Consider the following 20,129-nt stretch of genomic DNA (forward strand, 5'->3'; position numbering starts at 1 on the left):
CACGTCAGACCGTTGACACAGCGGTGAGGAGTCCTATCCTGCGAGGACGACTGCCGTTGCGAACTCCGCAACGAGTTGCATGATACGCAACGTCGCCCGGCGAGCTGCGAAGGGGACGACAGGGTGCCAGACCTCTACGTCGACGGATCGTGGGTGAGCGCGCTCGCCGGTGGGCGCCGCACCATCGTCTGCCCGGCCGACGGCCAGGTCGTCGCCGAGATCGACGAGGCCGGACCCGACGACACCGCCGCAGCGATCGCGGCCGCGCACCGCGCGTTCCACGAAGGCCCCTGGCCCGGCACGTCCGCGCGCGAGCGGGGCGACCTCCTGCTGCGCACCGCCGACCTGCTCGAACGCGACACCGACACGATCGCGGACGCCGAGTCGCGCGACACCGGCAAGCGCTTCGTCGAGAGCCAGTACGACGTGGCCGACGTCGTCTCGGTGTTCCGCCACTACGGCCGGATCGCCGCCGAGGACTCCGGCCGGATGGTCGACACCGGCAACCCCGACGTCGTGAGCCGGATCGTCCACGAGCCGCTCGGCGTCTGCGGGCTGATCGCGCCGTGGAACTACCCGCTGCTCCAGGCGAGCTGGAAGGTCGCGCCGTGCCTGGCCGCGGGCAACACGTTCGTGCTCAAGCCGAGCGAGCTGACGCCGCACACGAGCATCCACCTCCTGCGCGTCCTGGAGGAGGCCGGGCTGCCCGCCGGCGTCGGCAACCTCGTGCTCGGCGCCGGGGCCGAGGCCGGCGCGCTGCTGGCCGAGGACCCCCGCGTCGACCTGGTGTCGTTCACGGGCGGGCTGGTCACCGGCCGCCGGGTGATGGCGGCGGCGGCCGCGACCGTGAAGAAGGTCGCCCTCGAGCTCGGCGGCAAGAACCCCAACATCGTGTTCGCCGACGCCGACCTCGAGGTCGCGCTCGACTACGCGCTCACCGCGGTCTTCCTCCACTCCGGCCAGGTCTGCTCGGCCGGCGCGCGCCTGCTCGTGCAGGAGGAGATCCACGACGAGTTCGTCGACCGGCTCGTCGAGCGCGCGCGGGCGATCCGCCTGGGTGGCCCCCGCGACGAGAAGGCCGAGAGCGGCCCGCTGATCAGCGCCGCGCACCGCGAGAAGGTTGCGGCGTACGTCGCTGCCGGCCTCGCCGAGGGTGCCACCCTCCGTTGCGGCGGGTCGGCGCCCGACGACCCGGAGCTCGACGACGGCTTCTACTACCTGCCCACGATCCTCGACGAATGCACCAGCACGATGTCGGTGACGCAGGAGGAGTCGTTCGGTCCGGTGCTCACCGTCGAGACCTTCGCGAGCGAGGACGACGCCGTCAGGGTCGCCAACGACAGCATCTACGGGCTGGCGGGCGCGGTCTGGACCCAGGACGCCGGCAAGGCACAGCGCGTCGCCGCCCGGCTGCGGATGGGCACGGTCTGGATCAACGACTACCACCCCTACGTGCCGCAGGCCGAGTGGGGCGGCTACAAGCAGTCCGGCATCGGCCGCGAGCTCGGGCAGGCCGGGCTGGAGGAGTACCGCGAGACCAAGCACGTCTGGCACAACATCCGTCCGGCCGAGCAGCGGTGGTTCAGCGGATGAGTCCGGGTCGAGCAGGTGCCTTCGCTGCGGTGGTCTCGACAAGCTCGACCAGCGGTGGACCCGCAGGTGCCCACGCTGCGGACGACCGGAGGGAGGAGGCATGAAGCGCTACGATGTCGTCATCGTCGGCGGTGGCTCCGCCGGGTGCGCCCTGGCCAACCGCCTGTCCGAGGACGGCGCCACCACCGTCCTGGTCCTCGAGGCCGGTCACTCCGACTGGAAGATCGACCCGTTCATCCACATGCCGGCGGCGCTTCCGTTCCCGATCGGCAGCCGGCTGTACGACTGGCGCTACCGCACCGACCCCGAGCCGCACCTCAACAACCGCGAGGTCTTCCACGCGCGAGGCAAGCTGCTCGGCGGGTCGTCGAGCATCAACGGGATGATCTTTCAGCGCGGCAACCCCATGGACTACGAGCGCTGGGCGGCCGAGCCGGGGATGAAGGAGTGGGACTACGCCCACTGCCTGCCCTACTTCAAGAAGATGGAGACCTGCCTCGCCGGCGCCGACGACTGGCGCGGTGGCGACGGGCCGCTGGTGCTGGAGCGCGGGCCCGTCCAGAACCCGCTCTTCGGGGCGTTCTTCGAGGCCGTGCAGCAGGCCGGCCACCCGCTCACCGACGACGTCAACGGCTACCGCCAGGAGGGCTTCGCGCCGTTCGACCGCAACCTGCACCGCGGCCGCCGGCTCTCCGCCGCGCGCGCCTACCTCCACCCGGTCCGGCACCGCAAGAACCTCTCCGTCGAGACCCTCGCGTTCGTCACCCGGGTCCGCTTCGACGGCACGCGCGCGGTCGGCGTCGACTACCGGCGCGCGGGCCGGAGCCGCAGCGTCGACGCGGGCGAGGTGATCCTCTGCGGCGGCGCGATCAACACCCCGCAGCTGCTCCAGCTGTCCGGGGTCGGCGACGAGGGGCTGCTGAAGGGCCTCGGCATCGACGTGGTGCACCACTCGCCAGGCGTCGGGGAGAACCTCCAGGACCACCTCGAGGTCTACGTGCAGTACTCCTCCAAGGAGCCGGTCTCGATCGCGCCCGGGCTGCGCTGGCGCGCGCGACCGGGCATCGCCTGGAACTGGCTGGTCCACCACCGCGGGCTCGGTGCCACCAACCACTTCGAGGGCGGCGGCTTCGCGCGCAGCAACGACGACGTCCGCTACCCCAACCTGATGTTCCACTTCCTGCCGGTCGCGATCCGCTACGACGGCTCCGTGCCGGCCGAGGGGCACGGCTACCAGGTGCACATCGGGCCGATGTACGCCGACACCCGCGGCCACGTCCGGATCCGCTCGCGCGACCCGCGGGAGCACCCGTCGCTGCTGTTCAACTACCTCTCGACCGAGACCGACCGGCGCGAGTGGGTCGAGGCCGTGCGCGTCGCCCGCGAGATCCTCAACCAGCCGGCCTTCGCGCCGTACAACGACGGCGAGCTCCAGCCCGGGCCGCAGGTCGAGACCGACGAGCAGATCCTCGACTGGGTGCGGGCCGACGCGGAGACCGCGCTGCACCCGTCGTGCACCGCCGCGATGGGCGTCGAGGACCGGTCGGTCGTCGACCCCGCCACGATGCGCGTGCACGGCGTCGACGGGCTGCGGGTCGTCGACGCCTCGGTCTTCCCCTACGTCACCAACGGCAACATCTACGCGCCCGTGATGATGGTGGCCGAGAAGGCGGCCGACCTCATCGCGGGGAACACGCCCCTGCCCCCCGCCGACGTGCCGTGGTACCGCCACGGCGACGGCAGTCCGCTCTACCCGCCCGGCGACATCCGCAACTCAGCCGACAGCTCAGCCGACACCACAGAGGACCAGCCATGACCGCCATCACCGAACCCGAGCCCGCCACCCGGGTGCCGCCCAACGGCGACGCAGCCCTGACGGTGCGCAACCTCTGGAAGATCTTCGGCAAGGGCTCCGACCGCGTCATCGGCACGCCGGACGCGGACCTGAGCCGGGCCGACCTGAAGGAGAAGACGGGCTGCGTGGTCGGCGTCAAGGACGTCTCCTTCGAGGTGGCGCCCGGCGAGGTGTTCGTGGTCATGGGCCTCTCCGGGTCCGGGAAGTCGACGCTGGTCCGGCTGCTGACCCGGCTCATCGAGCCCACCGCCGGCCACGTCGAGATCGACGGCCATGACATCGTCTCCGCCAGCGAGAGCGAGCTCCGCGACCTGCGCCGCACCCACACCTCGATGGTCTTCCAGCACTTCGGGCTGCTGCCGCACCGCCAGGTGCTCGACAACGTGGCCTACGGCCTCGAGGTGCGCGGGGTCGGCAAGAAGGAGCGGCGCGCGAAGGCCTCGGAGATCGTCGAGCTCGTCGGGCTCAAGGGCTACGAGCGCTCCTACCCCGACCAGCTGTCCGGCGGCATGCAGCAGCGGGTCGGGCTGGCCCGCGCGCTCGCCAACGACCCCTCGCTGCTCCTCTTCGACGAGCCGTTCTCGGCGCTCGACCCGCTGATCCGGCGCGACATGCAGAACGAGGTCATCCGCCTGCACCACGAGCTCGGCAAGACGATGGTCTTCATCACCCACGACCTCGCGGAGGCGCTCAAGCTCGGCGACCGGATCATGATCCTGCGCGACGGCGAGATCGTGCAGATCGGCACCCCGGACGAGGTGGTCGGCGCTCCGGCCGACGACTACGTCCGCGACTTCGTCTCCGACGTGCCGCGCTCGCACGTGCTGACCCTGAAGTGGGTGATGCGCGACCCGCGGCCCGACGACGACCTGACCGGCCCGACGATGCCGTGCGACACGATCGTCCGGCAGGCGGCCAAGGCCGTGCTCGACTCCGACCTGCCGGTGCGCGTCATGGACAACGGCGAGGTCGTCGGCATCGTCGACGACGAGGAGATCCTCCGGGTGGTCGTCGCCGAGGAGAGCCACGAGGCCGCCTCGTCATGACCACCCTCGCGACCCGGCCCGAGCCCGGTGCCCCCGCCCCCGTCGAGGCGGAGAGCCGGGGCAGCGTCGCCGCGCGCCGCTGGGCGTGGACAGCCGTCATCGTGGCGGTCTGGGTCGTGGTGTGGAAGGTCACCGAGGGCACGCGGACGCTGGCGCTGCCCGGCCGCGAGCACACCGACCTGCACCAGCAGCTCACCGAGTTCCGCGACTCGGTGCTGGCGAGCCGCGACACCAACCCGATCGTGCAGGCGACCTACCAGATCGGCGAGTGGTTCGTGTCGGTCTTCGACTGGCTGACGCGGATGATCTCGATCCCCGACTTCCCGCGGCCGGTGCCGCAGATCGGCTGGCTGGGGGTGCTCGCGGCCGCCGTGTGGACGGGGTACGCCGTTGCGAGCTGGCGCATCGCCGTCCTCGTCGGCGCGGCCTTCGCGGCGTTCGGGATCTTCGGCTACTGGTCCGACTCGATGGACCTGCTCATCATCACCTTCGTCGCCGTCGCGGTCGCGACGCTGATCGGCCTCCCGCTCGCGGTCTACTACGGCACCGGCGGCCGGGTGGGCGTCGGCATCATCACGACGATCCTCGACCTGATGCAGACGATGCCGACCTTCGTCTACCTCGGCCCGATCGTGCTCTTCTTCGGCATCGGTGCCTCGGCCGCCGTGGTCTGCACCCTGATCTACGCGCTGCCGCCGATCGTGCGCATCGCCGGCCACGGCATCCGCAGCGTGTCCCCGACGACGATCGAGGCCACCGACTCCTCGGGCCAGACCGCCCGGCAGCGCCTCACGAAGGTGCAGCTCCCGATGGCGCGCGCCACGATCGTGGTCGGCCTCAACCAGACGATCATGGCCGCGCTGTCGATGGCGACCCTGGCGGCGTACGTCGACGGGCCGGGGCTCGGCAAGCCGGTGCTGCGGGCGCTGGTCAAGAACGACGTCGGCGGCGCGTTCGTGCCCGGCCTGCTGATCGTGCTGATGGCGATCATGCTCGACCGCAGCACGACCGCCGCCAGCGAGCGCGCCGCCAAGGCCGCACGCGGCGGCGCCGACCCGCGCATCCGGCGGATCGTGCTGGCGGTCGGGCTCGTCGCCGTCGGCGTCTGCATCTACCTGTCCCGCACCTACACCTGGGCGGCGAGGTTCCCCGAGACCGAGGTGGGCCCGAAGTCCGCCGACCAGGTCGACCGGTTCTTCGAGTGGTTCACGGGCACCTTCGACGGCGTCACCGGCGGCCTGAAGGACTTCGTCACCTCGGTGCTGCTCAACCCGCTCCAGTCACTGCTCGCGGAGTCGCCGTGGTTCGTCACCGCGGCCGGCCTCTGCGCCCTGGCGTTCGTGCTCGGCCGTGGTCGCGCGCTGGTCGCCGCGGTCGTGTGCCTGGCCGGCATCTGGTACTTCGACCTGTGGCACGACGCGATGATCACGCTGAACATGGTCCTGGTCGCCACCCTGATGGTGATGGTGCTCGCCATCGTCTTCGGCGTCTGGATGGCGCGACGCCGCGCGGTCGACCTCGCCCTGCGACCGCTGCTCGACGCCGGGCAGACCATCCCGCCGTTCGTCTACCTGATCCCCGTGCTCGCGCTCTTCGGCCCGACCCGCTTCACCGCGATCATCGCCGGCGTCGTCTACGCCGCGCCCGTCGCGATCAAGCTCGTGGCCGACGGCATCCAGGGCGTCTCGCCGGCCACGCTCGAGGCGTCGCGCTCGACCGGGTGCACCACGTGGCAGGAGATCACCAAGGTGCAGCTGCCGATGGCGCGCTCGTCGCTCGTGCTCGCGACCAACCAGGGCCTGCTCTACGTGCTGTCCATGGTCGTGATCGGCGGCCTCGTCGGCGCGGGCGCGCTCGGCTACGACGCGGTGCTCGGCTTCTCGCGGTCGGAGGAGTGGGGCAAGGGCGCGGCCGCCGGCATCACGATCGTGCTGCTCGGCGTGATGATCGACCGGATCTGCCGGGCGGCCGCGGCGCAGGACACCACCGGCGGCGCCGACCGCGGGCTCGGGTCGCGGACCCGCGCGCTGCTGCGCTCGCGCGCTCCGCTGGGCCCGGCGGGCGGGGCGTGATCGCCGGACGGGGACGAGAGCTCGGAAAGCAGATGAGAACTACGACGCACACGAGAAGCACGACACGAGGAGAACGAATGAGGAACCACTGGAAGCGCGGCATCCGACTTGTGTCGGCCACGGCGTGCGCGCTGCTCGTCCTCAGCGCCTGCGGCGACGGGGGCTCGATCGACGACGAGACGAAGGCCAACGAGGAGAAGGCCGCCGAGAGCGGCGACTGCGGCGAGGTCAACATGGCCGTCAACCCGTGGGTGGGCTACGAGGCCGACGCCTACGTGTACGGCGCGGTGGCCGAGCAGGAGTTCGGCTGCAAGATGAACTACAAGGACCTCAAGGAGGACGTCTCCTGGCAGGGCTTCGGCACCGGCGAGGTCGACATCGTCATCGAGGACTGGGGCCACCCCGACCTGGAGAAGAAGTTCTTCGCCGACGGGGGTGACGGCAGCGCGACCAAGGTCGGCCCGCTCGGCGCCGTCGGCATCATCGGTTGGTTCGTGCCGCCGTGGCTCGCCGAGGAGCACCCGGACATCCTCGACTGGAACAACCTCAACAAGTACGCCAAGGACTTCGCCACGTCGGAGTCGGGCGGCAAGGGCCAGTTCCTCGGCGCCGACCCGTCCTACGTGCAGTTCGACGAGGCGATCGTGAGCAACCTCGGCCTCGACTTCAAGGTCGTCTTCTCCGGCAGCGAGGCCGCCAGCATCACGGCGTTCCAGAAGGCGGAGGAGAACCACGAGTTCCTCATCGGCTACTTCTACGAGCCGCAGTGGCTCTTCGCCGACATCCCGTTGAAGCGGGTGGCGCTGCCCGAGTACACCGACGGCTGCCAGGACGACCCCGCGAAGGTCGCCTGCGACTACCCCGAGACCGAGCTGCAGAAGGTCGCGTCGACCGCGTGGCTCGACAAGGGTGGCCCGGCGGTGGACCTGCTGAAGAACATGCAGTTCACCAACGACGACCAGAACGTCGTGGCGAAGTACATCTCCGAGGACGGCATGTCCGCCGAGGACGCCGCGGCCAAGTGGGTCGAGGACAACCCCGACAAGGTGGAGGCGTGGCTCGGCTGAGCCGACCCTCCTGACTCGGACGAAGCCGACCGTGCCGGTCGGGGAGCGCCGCTCCTTGACCGGCACGGCGGTCGGCCTCACACTGAATGCTGTTCCCTATAACGCACTGCATTGCACGATACGCAACAACGTCTTGAGATAGAGGAAGCCCGTGTCCGTCCCCACTTCGGCCCGCTGCGTCGTCATCGGCGCCGGCATCGTCGGCAACAGCCTGGTCCACCACCTGGCCGAGCTCGGCTGGACGGACATCGTCCAGATCGACAAGGGCCCGCTGCCCAACCCCGGCGGCTCGACCGGTCACGCCTCCAACTTCATCTTCCTGACCGACCACTCCCGAGAGATCACCGACCTCACGCTCGACTCGGTGCGCCAGTACCAGGAGATGGGCGTCTTCACCGAGTCCGGTGGCTTCGAGGTGGCGCGCACCGAGGAGCGGATGGAGGAGCTGCGCCGCCGGATGTCCTCGGCGAAGGCCTGGGGCATCGAGGCCGAGCTCGTCAGCCCCGACTTCGTGCAGGAGAAGGTGCCGTTCCTCGACAAGGACCAGATCATCGGTGCGTTCTGGCAGCCCGGCGTCGGCGTGGTCGACTCGCTGCGGGCCGGCACGATCATGCGCGAGCGCGCGCTGGAGAAGGGCGTGCTGACCGTCGTGCCCAACGTCGAGGTGACCGACCTCGAGGTGACGACCGGTCCCGACGGCAAGGAGCGCGTCACCACGGTCCGCACCACCGGCGGCGACATCGAGGCCGAGACCGTCGTCATCGCCTGCGGCGTCTGGAGCCCCAAGATCGGCGACATGGCCGGGGTGAGCATCCCGCTCACGCCCGCGGTCCACCAGATGATCAGCGTCGGACCCTGCCCGCAGCTCGCCGAGCACGACGGCGAGATCACCTTCCCGATCGTGCGCGACATGGACACGTTCTGCTACGAGCGCCAGCACGGCATGGACATGGAGGTCGGGTCCTACGCGCACCGCGCGATCCTGATGGAGCCCGAGGACATCCCGACGATCGAGCAGTCCAGGCTCTCGCCCACCGAGCTGCCGTTCACCAGCGACGACTTCGACCCGCAGCTCGAGCAGGCCTACGAGCTGATGCCCGAGCTGCTCGGCGCCGAGGGCGCGGAGATGCGCTACGCCATCAACGGCCTGCTCTCCCTCACCTGCGACGGCCTGCCGATCCTCGGCGAGAGCCACGTGAAGGGCCTCTGGACCGCGTCGGCGGTGTGGATCAAGGAGGGCCCGGGCGTCGGCCGCGCCGTGGCGGAGTGGATGACGCAGGGCTGGAGCGAGATCGACATCAGCCACAGCGACATCGCGCGCTTCCACCCGCACCAGATGCGCCGCGAGCACACCCGGCTGCGCACCACCGAGTCGTTCATCAAGACCTACGGGATCATCCACCCGGCCGAGCAGTACGAGTCCGACCGCGGGCAGCGAACCTCGCCGATGCACGAGAGCCAGCAGAAGCTCGGCGCGTTCTTCTTCGAGACCGCCGGCTGGGAGCGTCCGCACTGGTACGAGTCCAACGCGCCGCTCGTCGAGCAGTACGGCGACGCGGTCATGCCGCGCGAGCACGAGTGGGACTCGCGCTGGTGGAGCCCGATCATCAACGCCGAGCACCTGCGGATGCGTGAGGCCGCCGGCGTCATCGACCTCTCGGCGTTCCAGATCCTCGACATCGAGAGCCCCGCTGGCTCCGGCGCCGCGCTCGCCAGCGTGCAGCAGACCTGCGTCGCGCAGTGCGACGTCGCCGTCGGCAAGGTCGTCTACACGCCGGTGCTCGACGCGCACGGCGGCTTCCGCTCCGACCTCACCGTCATGCGCCTGGGTGACGACCACTTCCGCGTGGTCACCGGAGGCGCGCACGGCATGGCCGACCGGCAGTGGTTCGAGGACCACCTCGCCGACGGCGCCACCCTCACCGACCGCACCGACGAGGTCTCGACCATCGGCCTGTGGGGACCGCGGGCGCGCGACATCCTCGCGTCGCTGACCGACGCCGACGTGTCCGACGAGGGCTTCGGCTTCCTGACCTGCCGCGAGCTCACCGCGGCGGGGGTGACGGTGCTCGCGTCGCGCATCTCCTACGTCGGCGAGCTCGGCTGGGAGCTCTACGTGTCGATGGACGACGCGGCGACGCTGTGGGAGGCGCTGCTCGACACGGGCGACACCCACGGCACGGTGCCGGTCGGCATCGGCGTCTACGGCACCACCGGCCGCATCGAGAAGGGCTACCGCGCCTACGGCGCCGAGCTCGACGGCGAGCGGACGATCGTCGAGGCCGGCATGCAGCGGCCCAAGGTCAAGGCCGCCGACTTCGTCGGCAAGGAGGCCTACCTCGCGCAGCGGGAGGCGCTGTCGTCGTCCGGGCCGAAGGCGGTGCTCTGCACGCTGACCGTCGAGGACCACACCTCGGCCTCCGGCATGAAGCGCTACATGCTCGGCGGCGAGCCGGTCCTGACCCGCGACGGCGGCACCCTGACCGACGGGCACGGCCACCACCCCTACGTCACGACCGCCGGCTCGGCGCCGTCGCTGGGCAAGCACGTGCTGCTCGCCTACCTGCCGCCCGAGGAGGCGCGGATCGGCAACGAGCTCGCGGTCTCCTACATGGAGGAGCTCTACCCGGTCGTCGTCGGGTCGGTCGACGCGACGCCGCTCTTCGACCCGGCCAACGAGCGCCTTCGATGACCGGCGTCCTGGTCTGCGTGAAGCGGGTCCCCGACTCGTCGAGCGAGGTGGTGCTCACCGACGACGCCCAGGCGGTGGACGGGCGGTTCGCCGGCTTCACGATGAGCCCGCACGAGGAGTGCGCGGTCGAGCTGGCGGTGCAGGTCACCGGTGCGACCGGGGGCGAGGCGACGGTGCTGACCCTCGGTGACGCCGACGCCGTCGAGCAGCTGCGCTCGGCGCTCGCGGTCGGCTGCCAGGCGGCAACCCTCGTCACGGCCGACGCGTCGTCGTACGGCCCGGCAGACGTGGCCCGCGAGATCGCCGCCGTGGTCCGCGACCACGCCGCCGCGGGCCGCGCGCACGAGCTCGTGCTGCTCGGCAACGACGCGGCCGACTCCGGTGACTTCCAGGTCGGCATCCGACTCGCCTACGAGCTCGGCCGACCGGTCGTCAACGGCGCACGCGTCGTGTCCGTCGACGGCGACACCGTGGTCGCGCGGGTCGAGGGGCCCGACGGCACCGAGACCTACCGGGTGCCGCTGCCCGCGGTGGTGACGATCCGCGAAGGCGGTGTCGAGCCGCGCTACCCGAGCGTGCCGGGGCGGATGAAGGCCAAGAAGGTGGAGGTCGAGGAGCGCGGGCCGAGCGCGGAGCCGACCGGCCCCAAGCGGGTCAAGCTGCTCCTGCCCCCGCCGGTGCCGTCCAACGTGCAGGTGCTCGGCACCGGCGCCGCGGCGGCGCCTGCCGTGGTCGACCTGTTCGAGGAGCTGGGGGTGCTCACGCGATGATCCTGACCCTGGTGGAGCAGAACCTCGACGGCTCGGCCGTCGAGGTGTCGCTCGAGGCGCTGACGTTCGCCCGCAACCTCTCCGCCGCGGGCGGCGGGGTGCCGATCGACGCCGTCGTCCTCGCCGGTGACGGGCCGGGCCCGAGCGACGAGCTGCGCAAGGAGCTGGCGACCTACGGCGTGCGCACGGTCTACGCCCTCGAGGGCGAGGACCTCGCGGCGTACTCCGGCGCCGGCTGGGCCTCCGCGATCCTCACGGTGCGCGAGCAGAGCAAGGCGGTGGTCGTGATGGCCGCCGGCACCGACCGCGGCAACGAGCTGATGGCGCACGTGGCCGCGCGCGCCGGCGTGGCGATGGCCGCCAACGTGCTGACCTTCCACGGCCTGGCGCCGTTCGTGGTGACCCGGCAGGTGGTCGGCGGCGCGGCGCTCGAGGAGATGCTGCTCGACCAGCGCCCTGCGGTGTTCTCGGTGGCCGGCCACGCGGTCGAGGCCACGCCTGCCGACGTGCCGGGCGCCGCCGACGTCGTCCCCCTCACGCCGGAGATCGCCGCGGCCGACCTCGTCGCGCGGGTGGTCTCGACCGAGGAGCCGGAGGCCGACGAGTCCGGCTCGCTGAAGTCGGCGCGGGTCGTGGTCGGCGCGGGCCGCGGGGCGGGTGGTCCCGACGGGTTCGGCGACCTGCTCGAGCTGACCGAGCTGCTCGGTGCCGCGCTCGGCGTCTCGCGGGTCGTCACCAGCGCCGGCTGGCGCCCGCACCACGAGCAGGTCGGGCAGACCGGCAGCCGGATCGCGCCCGAGCTCTACATCCCGTGCGGCATCAGCGGGGCCATCCAGCACTGGGCGGGCTGCTCGTCGGCCAAGCACATCCTCGCGATCAACACCGACGCGGAGGCGCCGATGGTGACGCGGGCGCACTACGCCGTGATCGGCGACCTGCACGAGGTCGTGCCCGCGATCAACGAGGAGATCCGCCGCCGCCGGGGGTGATCACCCACCTACCCTTGTCGCAGGGAGGGCAGATGGCCGGGGTAGGACGCGCGCTGGCGACGACCGTCGCGGTCGTGACCCTGGCCGCGTCGTCCGGCTGCACCGGCGAGGGGCGGTCGGCCGAGCCGGCTCCCTCGTCGGTCGGGTCGGGGACGACCGTCGCGCCCACGATCGAGGACAACCACGCGGTCCCGGCCCCCGGGCCGCGCCAGCCCGGCGTCGTGGCGCCCGCCGACATCCTCGTGGTCGGCGGCGAGACCCTCGACCCGGCCACGGTGGCCGCGATCCAGGAGCTCGACGGCGTCACGGACGTCGCGGTGATCTCGCTGTCGGAGTCGGTGATCGAGAACCGCGCGCTCCGTGTGGCCGCGGTCGACCCCGCGACGTACCGGACGTTCGTGCGGCAGCGCTCGGCTGACTTCCAGGAGGCCTGGGACCGGCTGGCCGGGGGCGAGCTCGCGCTGAAGAAGCGGCTGAAGGACCGGGTGCCGACCGACGCGCAGGGCTACCTCCAGCTCGGCGCGGCGGCCGACGCGCCCAAGGTGCACATCGGCACGTTCATCGACCAGCAGCCGCTCATCGACGCCGTGGTCAACGAGACCTGGATCGACACGCTCGACATGGTGCGCGACAACGCGCTGCTCGTGCGCACCGGCCAGCACGCCCCGAAGCCGATCCGCCACAAGATCGAGAAGCTGCTCGCAGCGGGCACGTCCGCCCAGCTCGTCGACCTCGCGACCCGCACCGGCATCGACCCGAGCGCGCAGCAGCTCGCCGTCGTCACAGGCTCGGTCGCCGACGCGGTGGGCGTCTACCGCTACAGCGTGCTGGGCGCCGGCCACATCGCGCCCGACCCCGCGTGGGTGCGCGCCCACATCACGACCGAGACCGTGCCGCTGCTCGGCGCGGTGACCTGCAACAAGGTCGTCTTCCGCCAGCTCCGCGCCGCGCTGGAGGAGGTGCACGAGCGTGGCCTCGACGACGCGATCCACCCCGACCAGTTCGCGGGCTGCTACTACCCGAGGTTCATCGCCGGGACGACGACGCTCTCCAACCACGCCTTCGGCCTGGCCCTCGACATCAACGCCGTCGAGAACCAGCGCGGCACCGCGGGTCTCATCGACCGGGGCGTGGTGCAGATCTTCCAGAAGTGGGGCTTCACCTGGGGCGGCGACTGGCGCTACACCGACCCCATGCACTTCGAGCTCAACAGCGTGGTGACCCCGACCCCGGAGTCGGCGCGCAACTAGGCCACGGCCCAGCGCCGGTCAGGGGAGCCGGCAGGCGTCGGTGCCGCCGGGCAGGTGGTAGCGGTACCTCGCGACCAGCCCGTAGACCCAGCCGGCCAACGGCCGCACCGGCGGCAGGTCGATCAGGTGGCCCAGCAGCCGGTAGCCCGCGCCCCGGCACGCCCGCAGCGCGGCCGCGGCCGCGCGCGACCCTCGCGCCGGCGTACGCCCGTCCTCGAGCCAGTACGCCGCCGTGGTGACGTCCTGCTCCGTCAGGCCCACCGCCGCCAGGTCGAGCGCCTGCCACGGCTCGACCGCGCAGTCGCTGCGCCGCCGCAGGAAGTCCGCCGTCCGCGTGCAGAACCCGCAGTCCGCGTCGTAGACGAGCGTGCCGTCGCTCATGCGGCCAGCGTAGGGCTGTGCCTGCGCCGCCGGTGGTCGATGAGGGCGTTCTGCGCCGCCGCCGGTGGTTGAGGAGGGCGTTCTGCGCCGCCGCCGGTGGTTGAGGAGGGCGTTCTGCGCCCGTCTCGAAACCCCGGCGCCTGCACCAATGACTGTGCGTGGGCGGGTCCCAGCGCTGGCTTTCAGGGGTTTCGAGACGGTTGCTGCGCAACCTCCTCAACCAGCGAGCCGAGACGGTTGCTGCGCAACCTCCTCAACCAGCGAGCCGAGACGGTTGCTGCGCAACCTCCTCAACCAGCGGGGGCCCTCAGCCCGGTCAGCCCAGCCGGCGGGCGCTGCTCTCGCTGTCGACGAGGAGGTCGCCGACGGCGGTGCGCCAGTAGAGGACGCGCTGGCCGTCGCGGCGCGACTCGAGCAGGCCGGAGCCGGCCATGACGGACAGGTGCTCGCTCACCGTGCTCAGCGAGAGGCCGAGGGTCTGGGCCAGGCTCGTCGTAGAGCGGGGTACGTCGAGCGACTCGAGGATGAGCGCCCGGGAGCGACCGATGAGGTCGGGCAGGCCGGCGGGCGCCTCGCGGGCGGGGCGCTGCCAGACCCGGCCGGCGCCGCGCGCGCCGTACGACACCACGTGCGGGACGGTCTCGCGGATGTCGAGCGCGACCCACGGCCAGCGGAACACGGACGGCACGAACCAGATGCCCTCGCCGCACGACTTGAGACCGACGCGACCCTCGCCGAGGTCGACCCGCAGGCGGCCGCCGTCGAACTTCAGCGCGCGGTGCAGCTCGGGCATCGTCGCGGCAAGCCCGCCGGTGGCGAGCAGGGACTGGTAGTGGGCGATGTCGGCGCGCTGGATGGCGTCGACGCGGTCCCACAGCGGCTCGAGGACGGCGGTCCACCAGCCCTGGAGGGCGTCCGCGGTCCGGTCGAGGTACTCCTGCGGCGCCATCGAGGCGCACGAGGTGTCGGGCGCCACGACGCGCAGCTGGGCGAGATCGGCCTCGGCCACGGCGAGGTCGGTGCGGCGGAGCGCGTCGAGCTGCTCGAGCGGGGTGCCGGGGCGCGCGGACGGCGGCGGCGCCCAGACGTCGGGCAGCCAGTCGGCGTCCCGCGCGAGCGTGAGCAGGAGGTCGAGGTCGAAGTCCGGCCGCTTCGGCACGAGCCGCCGGAGCCGCTGGTGCAGGAGGTGGTGGCGCAGGAAGACGAAGGCGTGGATGCTGGCCGTGGTCTCCCACACGGCATCGGTCGTGAAGCGCACCCTGGCCAGGTCGGTGACCTCGACCTCGATCTCGAACACGACGCACAGTCTGCGGCCGGAAGGTGCCTTTGCAGAAGGTTCGGTCTGTGCCGAAGGGTCCGGCGTACGCCGGGCGCACTCGGTAGCCTCGACCTCCATGCGCGCGGTCCAGGTCGTCGAGCCCACCGGTCCAGAGCACCTCGAGCTCCGCGAGGTGCCCGACCCGGCTCCCGGCCCCGACGAGGTCCTGGTGGAGGTGCACGCGGTCGGCGTCTCGTTCCCCGACCTGCTCCTGAGCCGCGGCGAGTACCAGCTCAAGCCCGAGCCGCCGTTCACCCTCGGCGTCGACTTCGCCGGCACCGTGGTCTCCGGCCCGGGCCTCGAGCCCGGCCGGCGCGTGGCCGGGGTCGGCCCCTACGGCAACGCGGCCGAGCTGACCGCGTGCCACCGCGACTCGGTGTTCGCGCTGCCCAACGCCCTCTCCTTCGACGAGGGGGCGGCGCTGCCGATGAACTACCTCACCGCGCAGTTCGCCCTGGCCGAGCGCGGCGGCGTCCGTGTCGGTGAGACAGTGCTCGTGCACGGTGCGGCGGGCGGCGTCGGCACCGCGACGATCCAGGTCGCGAAGGGGTACGGCGCGCGCACGATCGCCGTCGTCAGCACCGACGAGAAGGGCGAGGTCGCGCGGGCGGCGGGGGCCGACGAGGTGGTGCTGCTCGACGGGTTCAAGGACGCCGTCGCGGCGCTGACCGGCGGGCGCGGCGTCGACATCGTGATGGACGTGGTCGGCGGCGACTCGTTCACCGACTCGCTGCGCTCGCTCGGCACGCAGGGCCGGCTGCTCGTGGTCGGCTTCGCGTCGGGCCAGGGCATCCCCGAGGTCAAGGTCAACCGGCTCCTGCTCAACAACGTCGACGTCCGCGGCGTCGGCTGGGGCGCCTACGCGATGGTGCGGCCGGGCTACATGCAGGAGCAGTGGCAGGCGCTGGTGCCGATGATCGAGTCGGGCGTCGTCAAGCCGCCGATCGGTGCGACGTACGCCTTCGACGACTTCGGCCGGGCGCTCGTCGACCTCGACCAGCGCAAGGCGCTCGGCAAGCTGGTCGTGCGGGTGCGGTGACGGCCCTGCCGGGACCTTCGGCCCCCGGCGCCGCCACGGCAGCGGCCCCGCCGTGGCAGGCTCCCTGCGTGGATCCCGCTCATCGCCAGCATGGTCACCGGGTGCGGTTCGACTGGGGGCCGACCGGCGCCGCGGCAGTCGCGGGGGGTGCGGACGTCGCGGTGGTCGTCGACGTGCTGTCGTTCACCACCACCCTCTGCGTCGCGGTCGAGCGCGGCATGACGGTGCTGCCCTACCGCTGGAAGGACGAGCGCGCCGAGGCGTACGCCGCCGAGCGGTCGGCGACCCTGGCCGTCGGGCGGCTCGAGGCGCGCTCGCTCGAGGACCACGGCGGCACCGCGGTCAGCCTCTCGCCCGGCGCGATGGCGCGGGCGACCGGTGTCGACCGCGTGGTGCTGCCCTCGCCCAACGGCTCCTCGATCTCCTTCGGCCTCGCCGACCTCGGCTGCACCGTCGTCGGCGCGTGCCTGCGCAACCGGAGCGCCGTGGCCGACTGGCTCACCGGGCACGGCGGCACCGTCGCGGTGATCGCCGCGGGCGAGCGCTGGCCCGACGGCTCCCTCCGGCCGGCCGCGGAGGACCTGTGGGGCGCCGGCGCGCTGCTCGCGCTCCTGCCCCGCGAGGACCTGTCGCCCGAGGCCCGGCTCGCGGCCGACGCGTGGGCCGCGGTCGAACCCACTCTGGACGCCGGGCTGCGCACCTGCGCCTCGGGTGTCGAGCTCATCGCGGCCGGCTTCGCCGAGGACGTCGACGTCGCGGTCGAGCTCGACGTGAGTGGCGTCGTACCCCTGCTGACCGACGCCGAGTTCCGCGCATCGCTGTGACCTGACACAGATATCTGCGCGACTGACCCGAAGAAACTGGCGCTGACCGGCTGGAGTTCCTTGCGGTCAGCGGCAGTTTCACCGGGTACCCGGTGAATCTGCCGCCCGCCGCCGCCCGTATAGATTCGAGCGCGTGAGCATCCTCGACGACGCCCGCGAGGGCATGAACCCCGACGTGCGGCCGCAGGACGACCTCTTCGGCCACGTCAACGGTCGCTGGCTGGACGAGACCGACATCCCCGCGGACCGGTCGAGCTGGGGGCCGTTCGTGCAGCTGGCCGACGTGGCCGAGGAGCAGGTCCACGCGATCATCGAGGACCTCGCGAAGGTCGCGACCGACACCGACTCGGCCGACGGTGCGGCGACCGAGCTGAACGCCGACGCCCAGAAGATCGGCGACCTGTTCGCGTCGTTCATGGACACCGAGCGCGTCGACAAGCTCGGCACCCGCCCGATCAAGCCGCTGGTCGACGCGGTCGCGGCGCTGCGCGACGTCCGCGACATGGCGGCGTTCCTCGGCGAGTTCGAGCGGCTGGGCGGCCACGGGCTCTTCGGCTCCTACGTCAACACCGACGACCGCAACTCCGACCGCTACCTCTTCCACCTCGTGCAGGGCGGTCTCGGGCTCCCCGACGAGTCCTACTACCGCGACGAGAAGTTCGCGGCGATCCGCGAGTCGTACGTCGACTACCTCGCCACGGTCCTCCGGCTCGTCGACGAGGGGGCGGGCGACCCCGACGCCGGCGCCCGGACGGTCCTCGACATCGACACGAAGCTGGCCGCCGGCCACTGGGAGCGGGCCGAGACCCGCGACGTGCAGAAGACCTACAACCTCAAGACCGTCGCCGAGCTCCGCGAGCTCTGCCCGGGCTTCGACTGGGACGTCTATGTCACCAACCTCAGCGCGTCCGCGCACGAGGCCGACGAGCTGCTGTTCGAGGTGTGCGTGCGGCAGCCGTCGTACTTCGAGCACCTCTCCACGGTGCTGGGCGAGGTCGCGATCGAGGACTGGCGGACGTGGCTGCTCACCCGGGTGCTCCGCTCGTCGGCGCCGTACCTCACCGACGACTTCGTCGAGGCGAACTTCGACTTCTACGGCCGCACCCTCAACGGCACTCCCGAGCTCCGTGCCCGCTGGAAGCGCGGCGTCAGCCTCGTCGAGGGCGCGCTCGGCGAGGCGGTCGGCAAGGAGTACGTCGCCCGCCACTTCCCGCCGTCGTCCAAGCAGCAGATGGACGAGCTCGTCGCCAACCTGCTCGCGGCCTACCGCGAGTCGATCGGGCGGCTCGACTGGATGACCGAGGAGACCAAGGCGCGGGCCTACGACAAGCTCGACACGTTCCGGCCCAAGATCGGCTACCCCGAGAAGTTCCGCGACTACTCCGCGCTGCGGATCCGCCCCGACGACCTGCTCGGCAACGTCGCGGCCGCCGCGGCGTTCGAGACCGACCGCCAGCTCGGCAAGATCGGGTCACCGGTCGACCGCGACGAGTGGTTCATGCTGCCGCAGACCGTCAACGCCTACTACAACCCGGGCACCAACGAGATCTGCTTCCCGGCCGGCATCCTGCAGAAGCCGTTCTTCGCCCCCGACGCCGACCCGGCGGAGAACTACGGCGGCATCGGCGCGGTCATCGGCCACGAGATCGGGCACGGCTTCGACGACCAGGGCGCGCAGTACGACGGCGCCGGCAACCTCAACGACTGGTGGACGCCCGACGACAAGGCGGCGTTCGAGGTGAAGTCGAAGGCGCTCATCGAGCAGTACGACGGTTTCGCCCCGCGCGACCTCCCCGACCAGCACGTCAACGGCGCGCTCACGGTCGGCGAGAACATCGGCGACCTCGGCGGGCTCACGATCGCCCACCGCGCCTTCCTGATCGCCAAGGGCGGCGAGGCCACGGTCGAGGAGCGCCAGGCGCTGTTCATGAACTGGGCCTACTGCTGGCGCACCAAGCGGCGCCTCGAGCAGGCGCAGCAGTACCTCACCATCGACCCCCACAGCCCGCCGGAGTTCCGCGCCAACATCGTGCGCAACCTCGATGAGTTCCACGAGGTCTTCGGCACCGCCGAGGGCGACGGGCTGTGGGTCGACCCGGAGCAGCGCGTCCGGATCTGGTAGCGACGGTCGGTCGGCTACTTCGACGAGTGCGGCCGCGGCGCCTGGACGGGCAGGCTCGCGCAGGCGTACTGGAGGACCACGGTGTCGACGTCGTCCACGCCGGTCGACCAGGCGACGGCCTGCATGGTGTCGGCGCCGATGAAGTTGTGCGAGACCTGCAGCGCGTCGTTGTGGTTGTTCCAGTAGGCGAACGCGCTCACCAGGAGCTGGTGCTCGGGGCAGTCGCCCTCCGCGACGATGTCGTCGGTGTTGGCGGGGACGTCGTCGACGACCACCTCGTACCACGCGAAGTCGTCGAAGCCTGGGCCTGCCGGGCCTGCCGCACCGGCCGCGCCGGCCGGACCCGCGGGACCCACGAGCGACGATGTCGCCCCGGGGCTGAAGTCCGAGGCCGCGAGGGTTCCGTTCTTGATGTCGGCCGAGGTGACCGAGTTGTTCTTGATGTCCTTGCCGGTGATCTTCTTCGCGGCCATGGCGCCGCCGGAGGCGGCCACGACGAGGGCGACGACGAGCAGGGCGATGGCGGGCGTGCTTCTCGGGAGAAATCTCATGGGAGAGGCCTAATCCATTTCACCGGGCGTGTCACCCCCCACCGCCACATCCCTTTGGCTCATCCGTCGTACGGCGGCGCGACCCCCCAGCCCCATCTCGGCACCGGCGCGTGCTCGGCGACGCCCTCGGCGCCGGGCTGCGAGTTGTGCATCGCGAGCCGGGTGCCCCACTCGACGTACCCCATGACCGCGGCGCGGAACTCGGGGTCGTCGGGCAGGTCCGCGTCGTCGGCGGCCAGGCTCATCGTGGCCGCGAACCGGTGGCGCTGCTCCGCGGTGATGCCGAGGTTGCGGTGGTGGGCCAGCATCCGCTCGTAGCCGCCGAGCTCGTCGGTGTAGGTCGCCGGCCCGCCCAGCACCTCGCTCCACCACGCGGTCACGTGCGCGCGGTGCTCCTCGGAGACGCCGCCGGGGAAGAACGCGGTCAGGAGGTCGTCGCGCTCGACACGGTCGTAGAAGGCGTCGATGAAGCGCCGGAGAGCATCCGACCCGCCCGCCCAGTCGTAGAGGGTCGGCAGCCCCGGCTCGTCCACGCCCATGGCGCCATCATGGCGCGGCCG

Annotated in this window: 16 protein-coding genes; 12 read left to right on the forward strand and 4 right to left on the reverse strand. The window is 71.7% G+C overall.

The features are described from left to right. Positions 1-123 precede the first annotated feature (123 nt). From G514_RS0104695 to G514_RS0104735, 9 genes are all read left to right on the forward strand, one after another. A complete protein-coding gene (locus G514_RS0104695) occupies positions 124-1,593 on the forward strand; it encodes an aldehyde dehydrogenase family protein (RefSeq protein WP_028650813.1) in 1,470 nt (489 codons plus the stop codon). A gap of 100 nt (positions 1,594-1,693) precedes the next feature. Next, positions 1,694-3,409 (forward strand): choline dehydrogenase, encoded by a 1,716-nt coding sequence (gene betA, locus G514_RS24925; protein ID WP_051246808.1) that lies wholly within the window; start codon positions 1,694-1,696, stop codon positions 3,407-3,409. Continuing rightward, positions 3,406-4,494, forward strand: coding sequence for a quaternary amine ABC transporter ATP-binding protein (locus tag G514_RS0104705; RefSeq protein WP_028650814.1), 1,089 nt, complete (start codon positions 3,406-3,408; stop codon positions 4,492-4,494). The genes betA and G514_RS0104705 overlap by 4 nt, the downstream gene beginning before the upstream one ends. Further along, the gene (locus tag G514_RS24930; RefSeq protein WP_084151786.1) at positions 4,491-6,566 is read left to right on the forward strand and encodes an ABC transporter permease; all 2,076 of its coding nucleotides are present in this window, start codon (positions 4,491-4,493) and stop codon (positions 6,564-6,566) included. The genes G514_RS0104705 and G514_RS24930 overlap by 4 nt, the downstream gene beginning before the upstream one ends. Before the next feature lie 77 nt (positions 6,567-6,643). Continuing rightward, positions 6,644-7,633 (forward strand): ABC transporter substrate-binding protein, encoded by a 990-nt coding sequence (locus G514_RS0104715; protein ID WP_028650815.1) that lies wholly within the window; start codon positions 6,644-6,646, stop codon positions 7,631-7,633. 151 nt (positions 7,634-7,784) lie between these two features. Further along, on the forward strand, positions 7,785-10,325 hold the full coding sequence (locus G514_RS0104720; protein WP_028650816.1) for a GcvT family protein: 2,541 nt from the start codon (positions 7,785-7,787) through the stop codon (positions 10,323-10,325). Beyond that, positions 10,322-11,095 (forward strand): electron transfer flavoprotein subunit beta/FixA family protein, encoded by a 774-nt coding sequence (locus tag G514_RS0104725; RefSeq protein WP_028650817.1) that lies wholly within the window; start codon positions 10,322-10,324, stop codon positions 11,093-11,095. The genes G514_RS0104720 and G514_RS0104725 overlap by 4 nt, the downstream gene beginning before the upstream one ends. Further along, positions 11,092-12,084 carry an electron transfer flavoprotein subunit alpha/FixB family protein gene (locus tag G514_RS0104730; protein ID WP_028650818.1) on the forward strand — a complete coding sequence of 331 codons (993 nt, stop codon included), beginning with the start codon at positions 11,092-11,094 and terminating at the stop codon, positions 12,082-12,084. Before G514_RS0104725 ends, G514_RS0104730 begins: the two co-directional genes overlap by 4 nt. 32 nt (positions 12,085-12,116) lie before the next feature. Beyond that, complete coding sequence (locus tag G514_RS0104735) at positions 12,117-13,334, forward strand: M15 family metallopeptidase (protein ID WP_028650819.1); 1,218 nt, start codon at positions 12,117-12,119, stop codon at positions 13,332-13,334. Positions 13,335-13,352: 18 nt separating this feature from the next. On the opposite strand, the gene G514_RS0104740 is transcribed toward G514_RS0104735, so the two are convergent. Both G514_RS0104740 and G514_RS24935 read right to left on the reverse strand, forming a co-directional pair. Continuing rightward, positions 13,353-13,715 (reverse strand): thiol-disulfide oxidoreductase DCC family protein, encoded by a 363-nt coding sequence (locus G514_RS0104740; protein ID WP_028650820.1) that lies wholly within the window; start codon positions 13,713-13,715, stop codon positions 13,353-13,355. Between the two features lie 316 nt (positions 13,716-14,031). Next, positions 14,032-15,012: an ArsR/SmtB family transcription factor gene (locus tag G514_RS24935; protein WP_036563642.1), complete on the reverse strand. Its 981-nt coding sequence runs from the start codon at positions 15,010-15,012 to the stop codon at positions 14,032-14,034. Positions 15,013-15,109: 97 nt separating this feature from the next. On the opposite strand from G514_RS24935, the gene G514_RS0104750 reads away from it, so the two are divergent. The 3 genes from G514_RS0104750 (at position 15,110) to G514_RS0104760 (ending at position 19,018) form a co-directional block, all read left to right on the forward strand. After that, complete coding sequence (locus tag G514_RS0104750) at positions 15,110-16,072, forward strand: NADPH:quinone oxidoreductase family protein (RefSeq protein WP_028650821.1); 963 nt, start codon at positions 15,110-15,112, stop codon at positions 16,070-16,072. Positions 16,073-16,173: 101 nt separating this feature from the next. Further along, on the forward strand, positions 16,174-16,896 hold the full coding sequence (locus G514_RS0104755; RefSeq protein ID WP_245582104.1) for a 2-phosphosulfolactate phosphatase: 723 nt from the start codon (positions 16,174-16,176) through the stop codon (positions 16,894-16,896). A 133-nt stretch (positions 16,897-17,029) separates the two neighbouring features. Beyond that, positions 17,030-19,018, forward strand: coding sequence for a M13 family metallopeptidase (locus G514_RS0104760; protein WP_028650823.1), 1,989 nt, complete (start codon positions 17,030-17,032; stop codon positions 19,016-19,018). A 14-nt stretch (positions 19,019-19,032) separates the two neighbouring features. Here G514_RS0104760 and G514_RS0104765 read toward each other — a convergent pair whose 3' ends face one another. Next, positions 19,033-19,569 carry a hypothetical protein gene (locus G514_RS0104765; RefSeq protein WP_157544604.1) on the reverse strand — a complete coding sequence of 179 codons (537 nt, stop codon included), beginning with the start codon at positions 19,567-19,569 and terminating at the stop codon, positions 19,033-19,035. Between the two features lie 59 nt (positions 19,570-19,628). After that, positions 19,629-20,108, reverse strand: a complete 480-nt coding sequence (locus G514_RS0104775) for a group II truncated hemoglobin (protein ID WP_028650825.1) — start codon at positions 20,106-20,108, stop codon at positions 19,629-19,631. Positions 20,109-20,129 lie beyond the last annotated feature (21 nt).

Source organism: Nocardioides halotolerans DSM 19273 (assembly GCF_000422805.1).
GTDB classification, from domain to species: domain Bacteria; phylum Actinomycetota; class Actinomycetes; order Propionibacteriales; family Nocardioidaceae; genus Nocardioides; species Nocardioides halotolerans.

Bases quoted from the DNA above. Each gene is read 5' to 3' on its own strand.
- betA (WP_051246808.1), top strand. From the start codon at position 1,694: ATGAAGCGCTACGATGTCGTCATCGTCGGCGGTGGCTCCGCCGGGTGC.
- G514_RS0104705 (WP_028650814.1), top strand. From the start codon at position 3,406: ATGACCGCCATCACCGAACCCGAGCCCGCCACCCGGGTGCCGCCCAAC.
- G514_RS24930 (WP_084151786.1), top strand. From the start codon at position 4,491: ATGACCACCCTCGCGACCCGGCCCGAGCCCGGTGCCCCCGCCCCCGTC.
- G514_RS0104715 (WP_028650815.1), top strand. From the start codon at position 6,644: ATGAGGAACCACTGGAAGCGCGGCATCCGACTTGTGTCGGCCACGGCG.
- G514_RS0104725 (WP_028650817.1), top strand. From the start codon at position 10,322: ATGACCGGCGTCCTGGTCTGCGTGAAGCGGGTCCCCGACTCGTCGAGC.
- G514_RS0104730 (WP_028650818.1), top strand. From the start codon at position 11,092: ATGATCCTGACCCTGGTGGAGCAGAACCTCGACGGCTCGGCCGTCGAG.
- G514_RS0104735 (WP_028650819.1), top strand. From the start codon at position 12,117: ATGGCCGGGGTAGGACGCGCGCTGGCGACGACCGTCGCGGTCGTGACC.
- G514_RS0104740 (WP_028650820.1), bottom strand. From the start codon at position 13,715: ATGAGCGACGGCACGCTCGTCTACGACGCGGACTGCGGGTTCTGCACG.
- G514_RS0104750 (WP_028650821.1), top strand. From the start codon at position 15,110: ATGCGCGCGGTCCAGGTCGTCGAGCCCACCGGTCCAGAGCACCTCGAG.
- G514_RS0104765 (WP_157544604.1), bottom strand. From the start codon at position 19,569: ATGAGATTTCTCCCGAGAAGCACGCCCGCCATCGCCCTGCTCGTCGTC.
- G514_RS0104775 (WP_028650825.1), bottom strand. From the start codon at position 20,108: ATGGGCGTGGACGAGCCGGGGCTGCCGACCCTCTACGACTGGGCGGGC.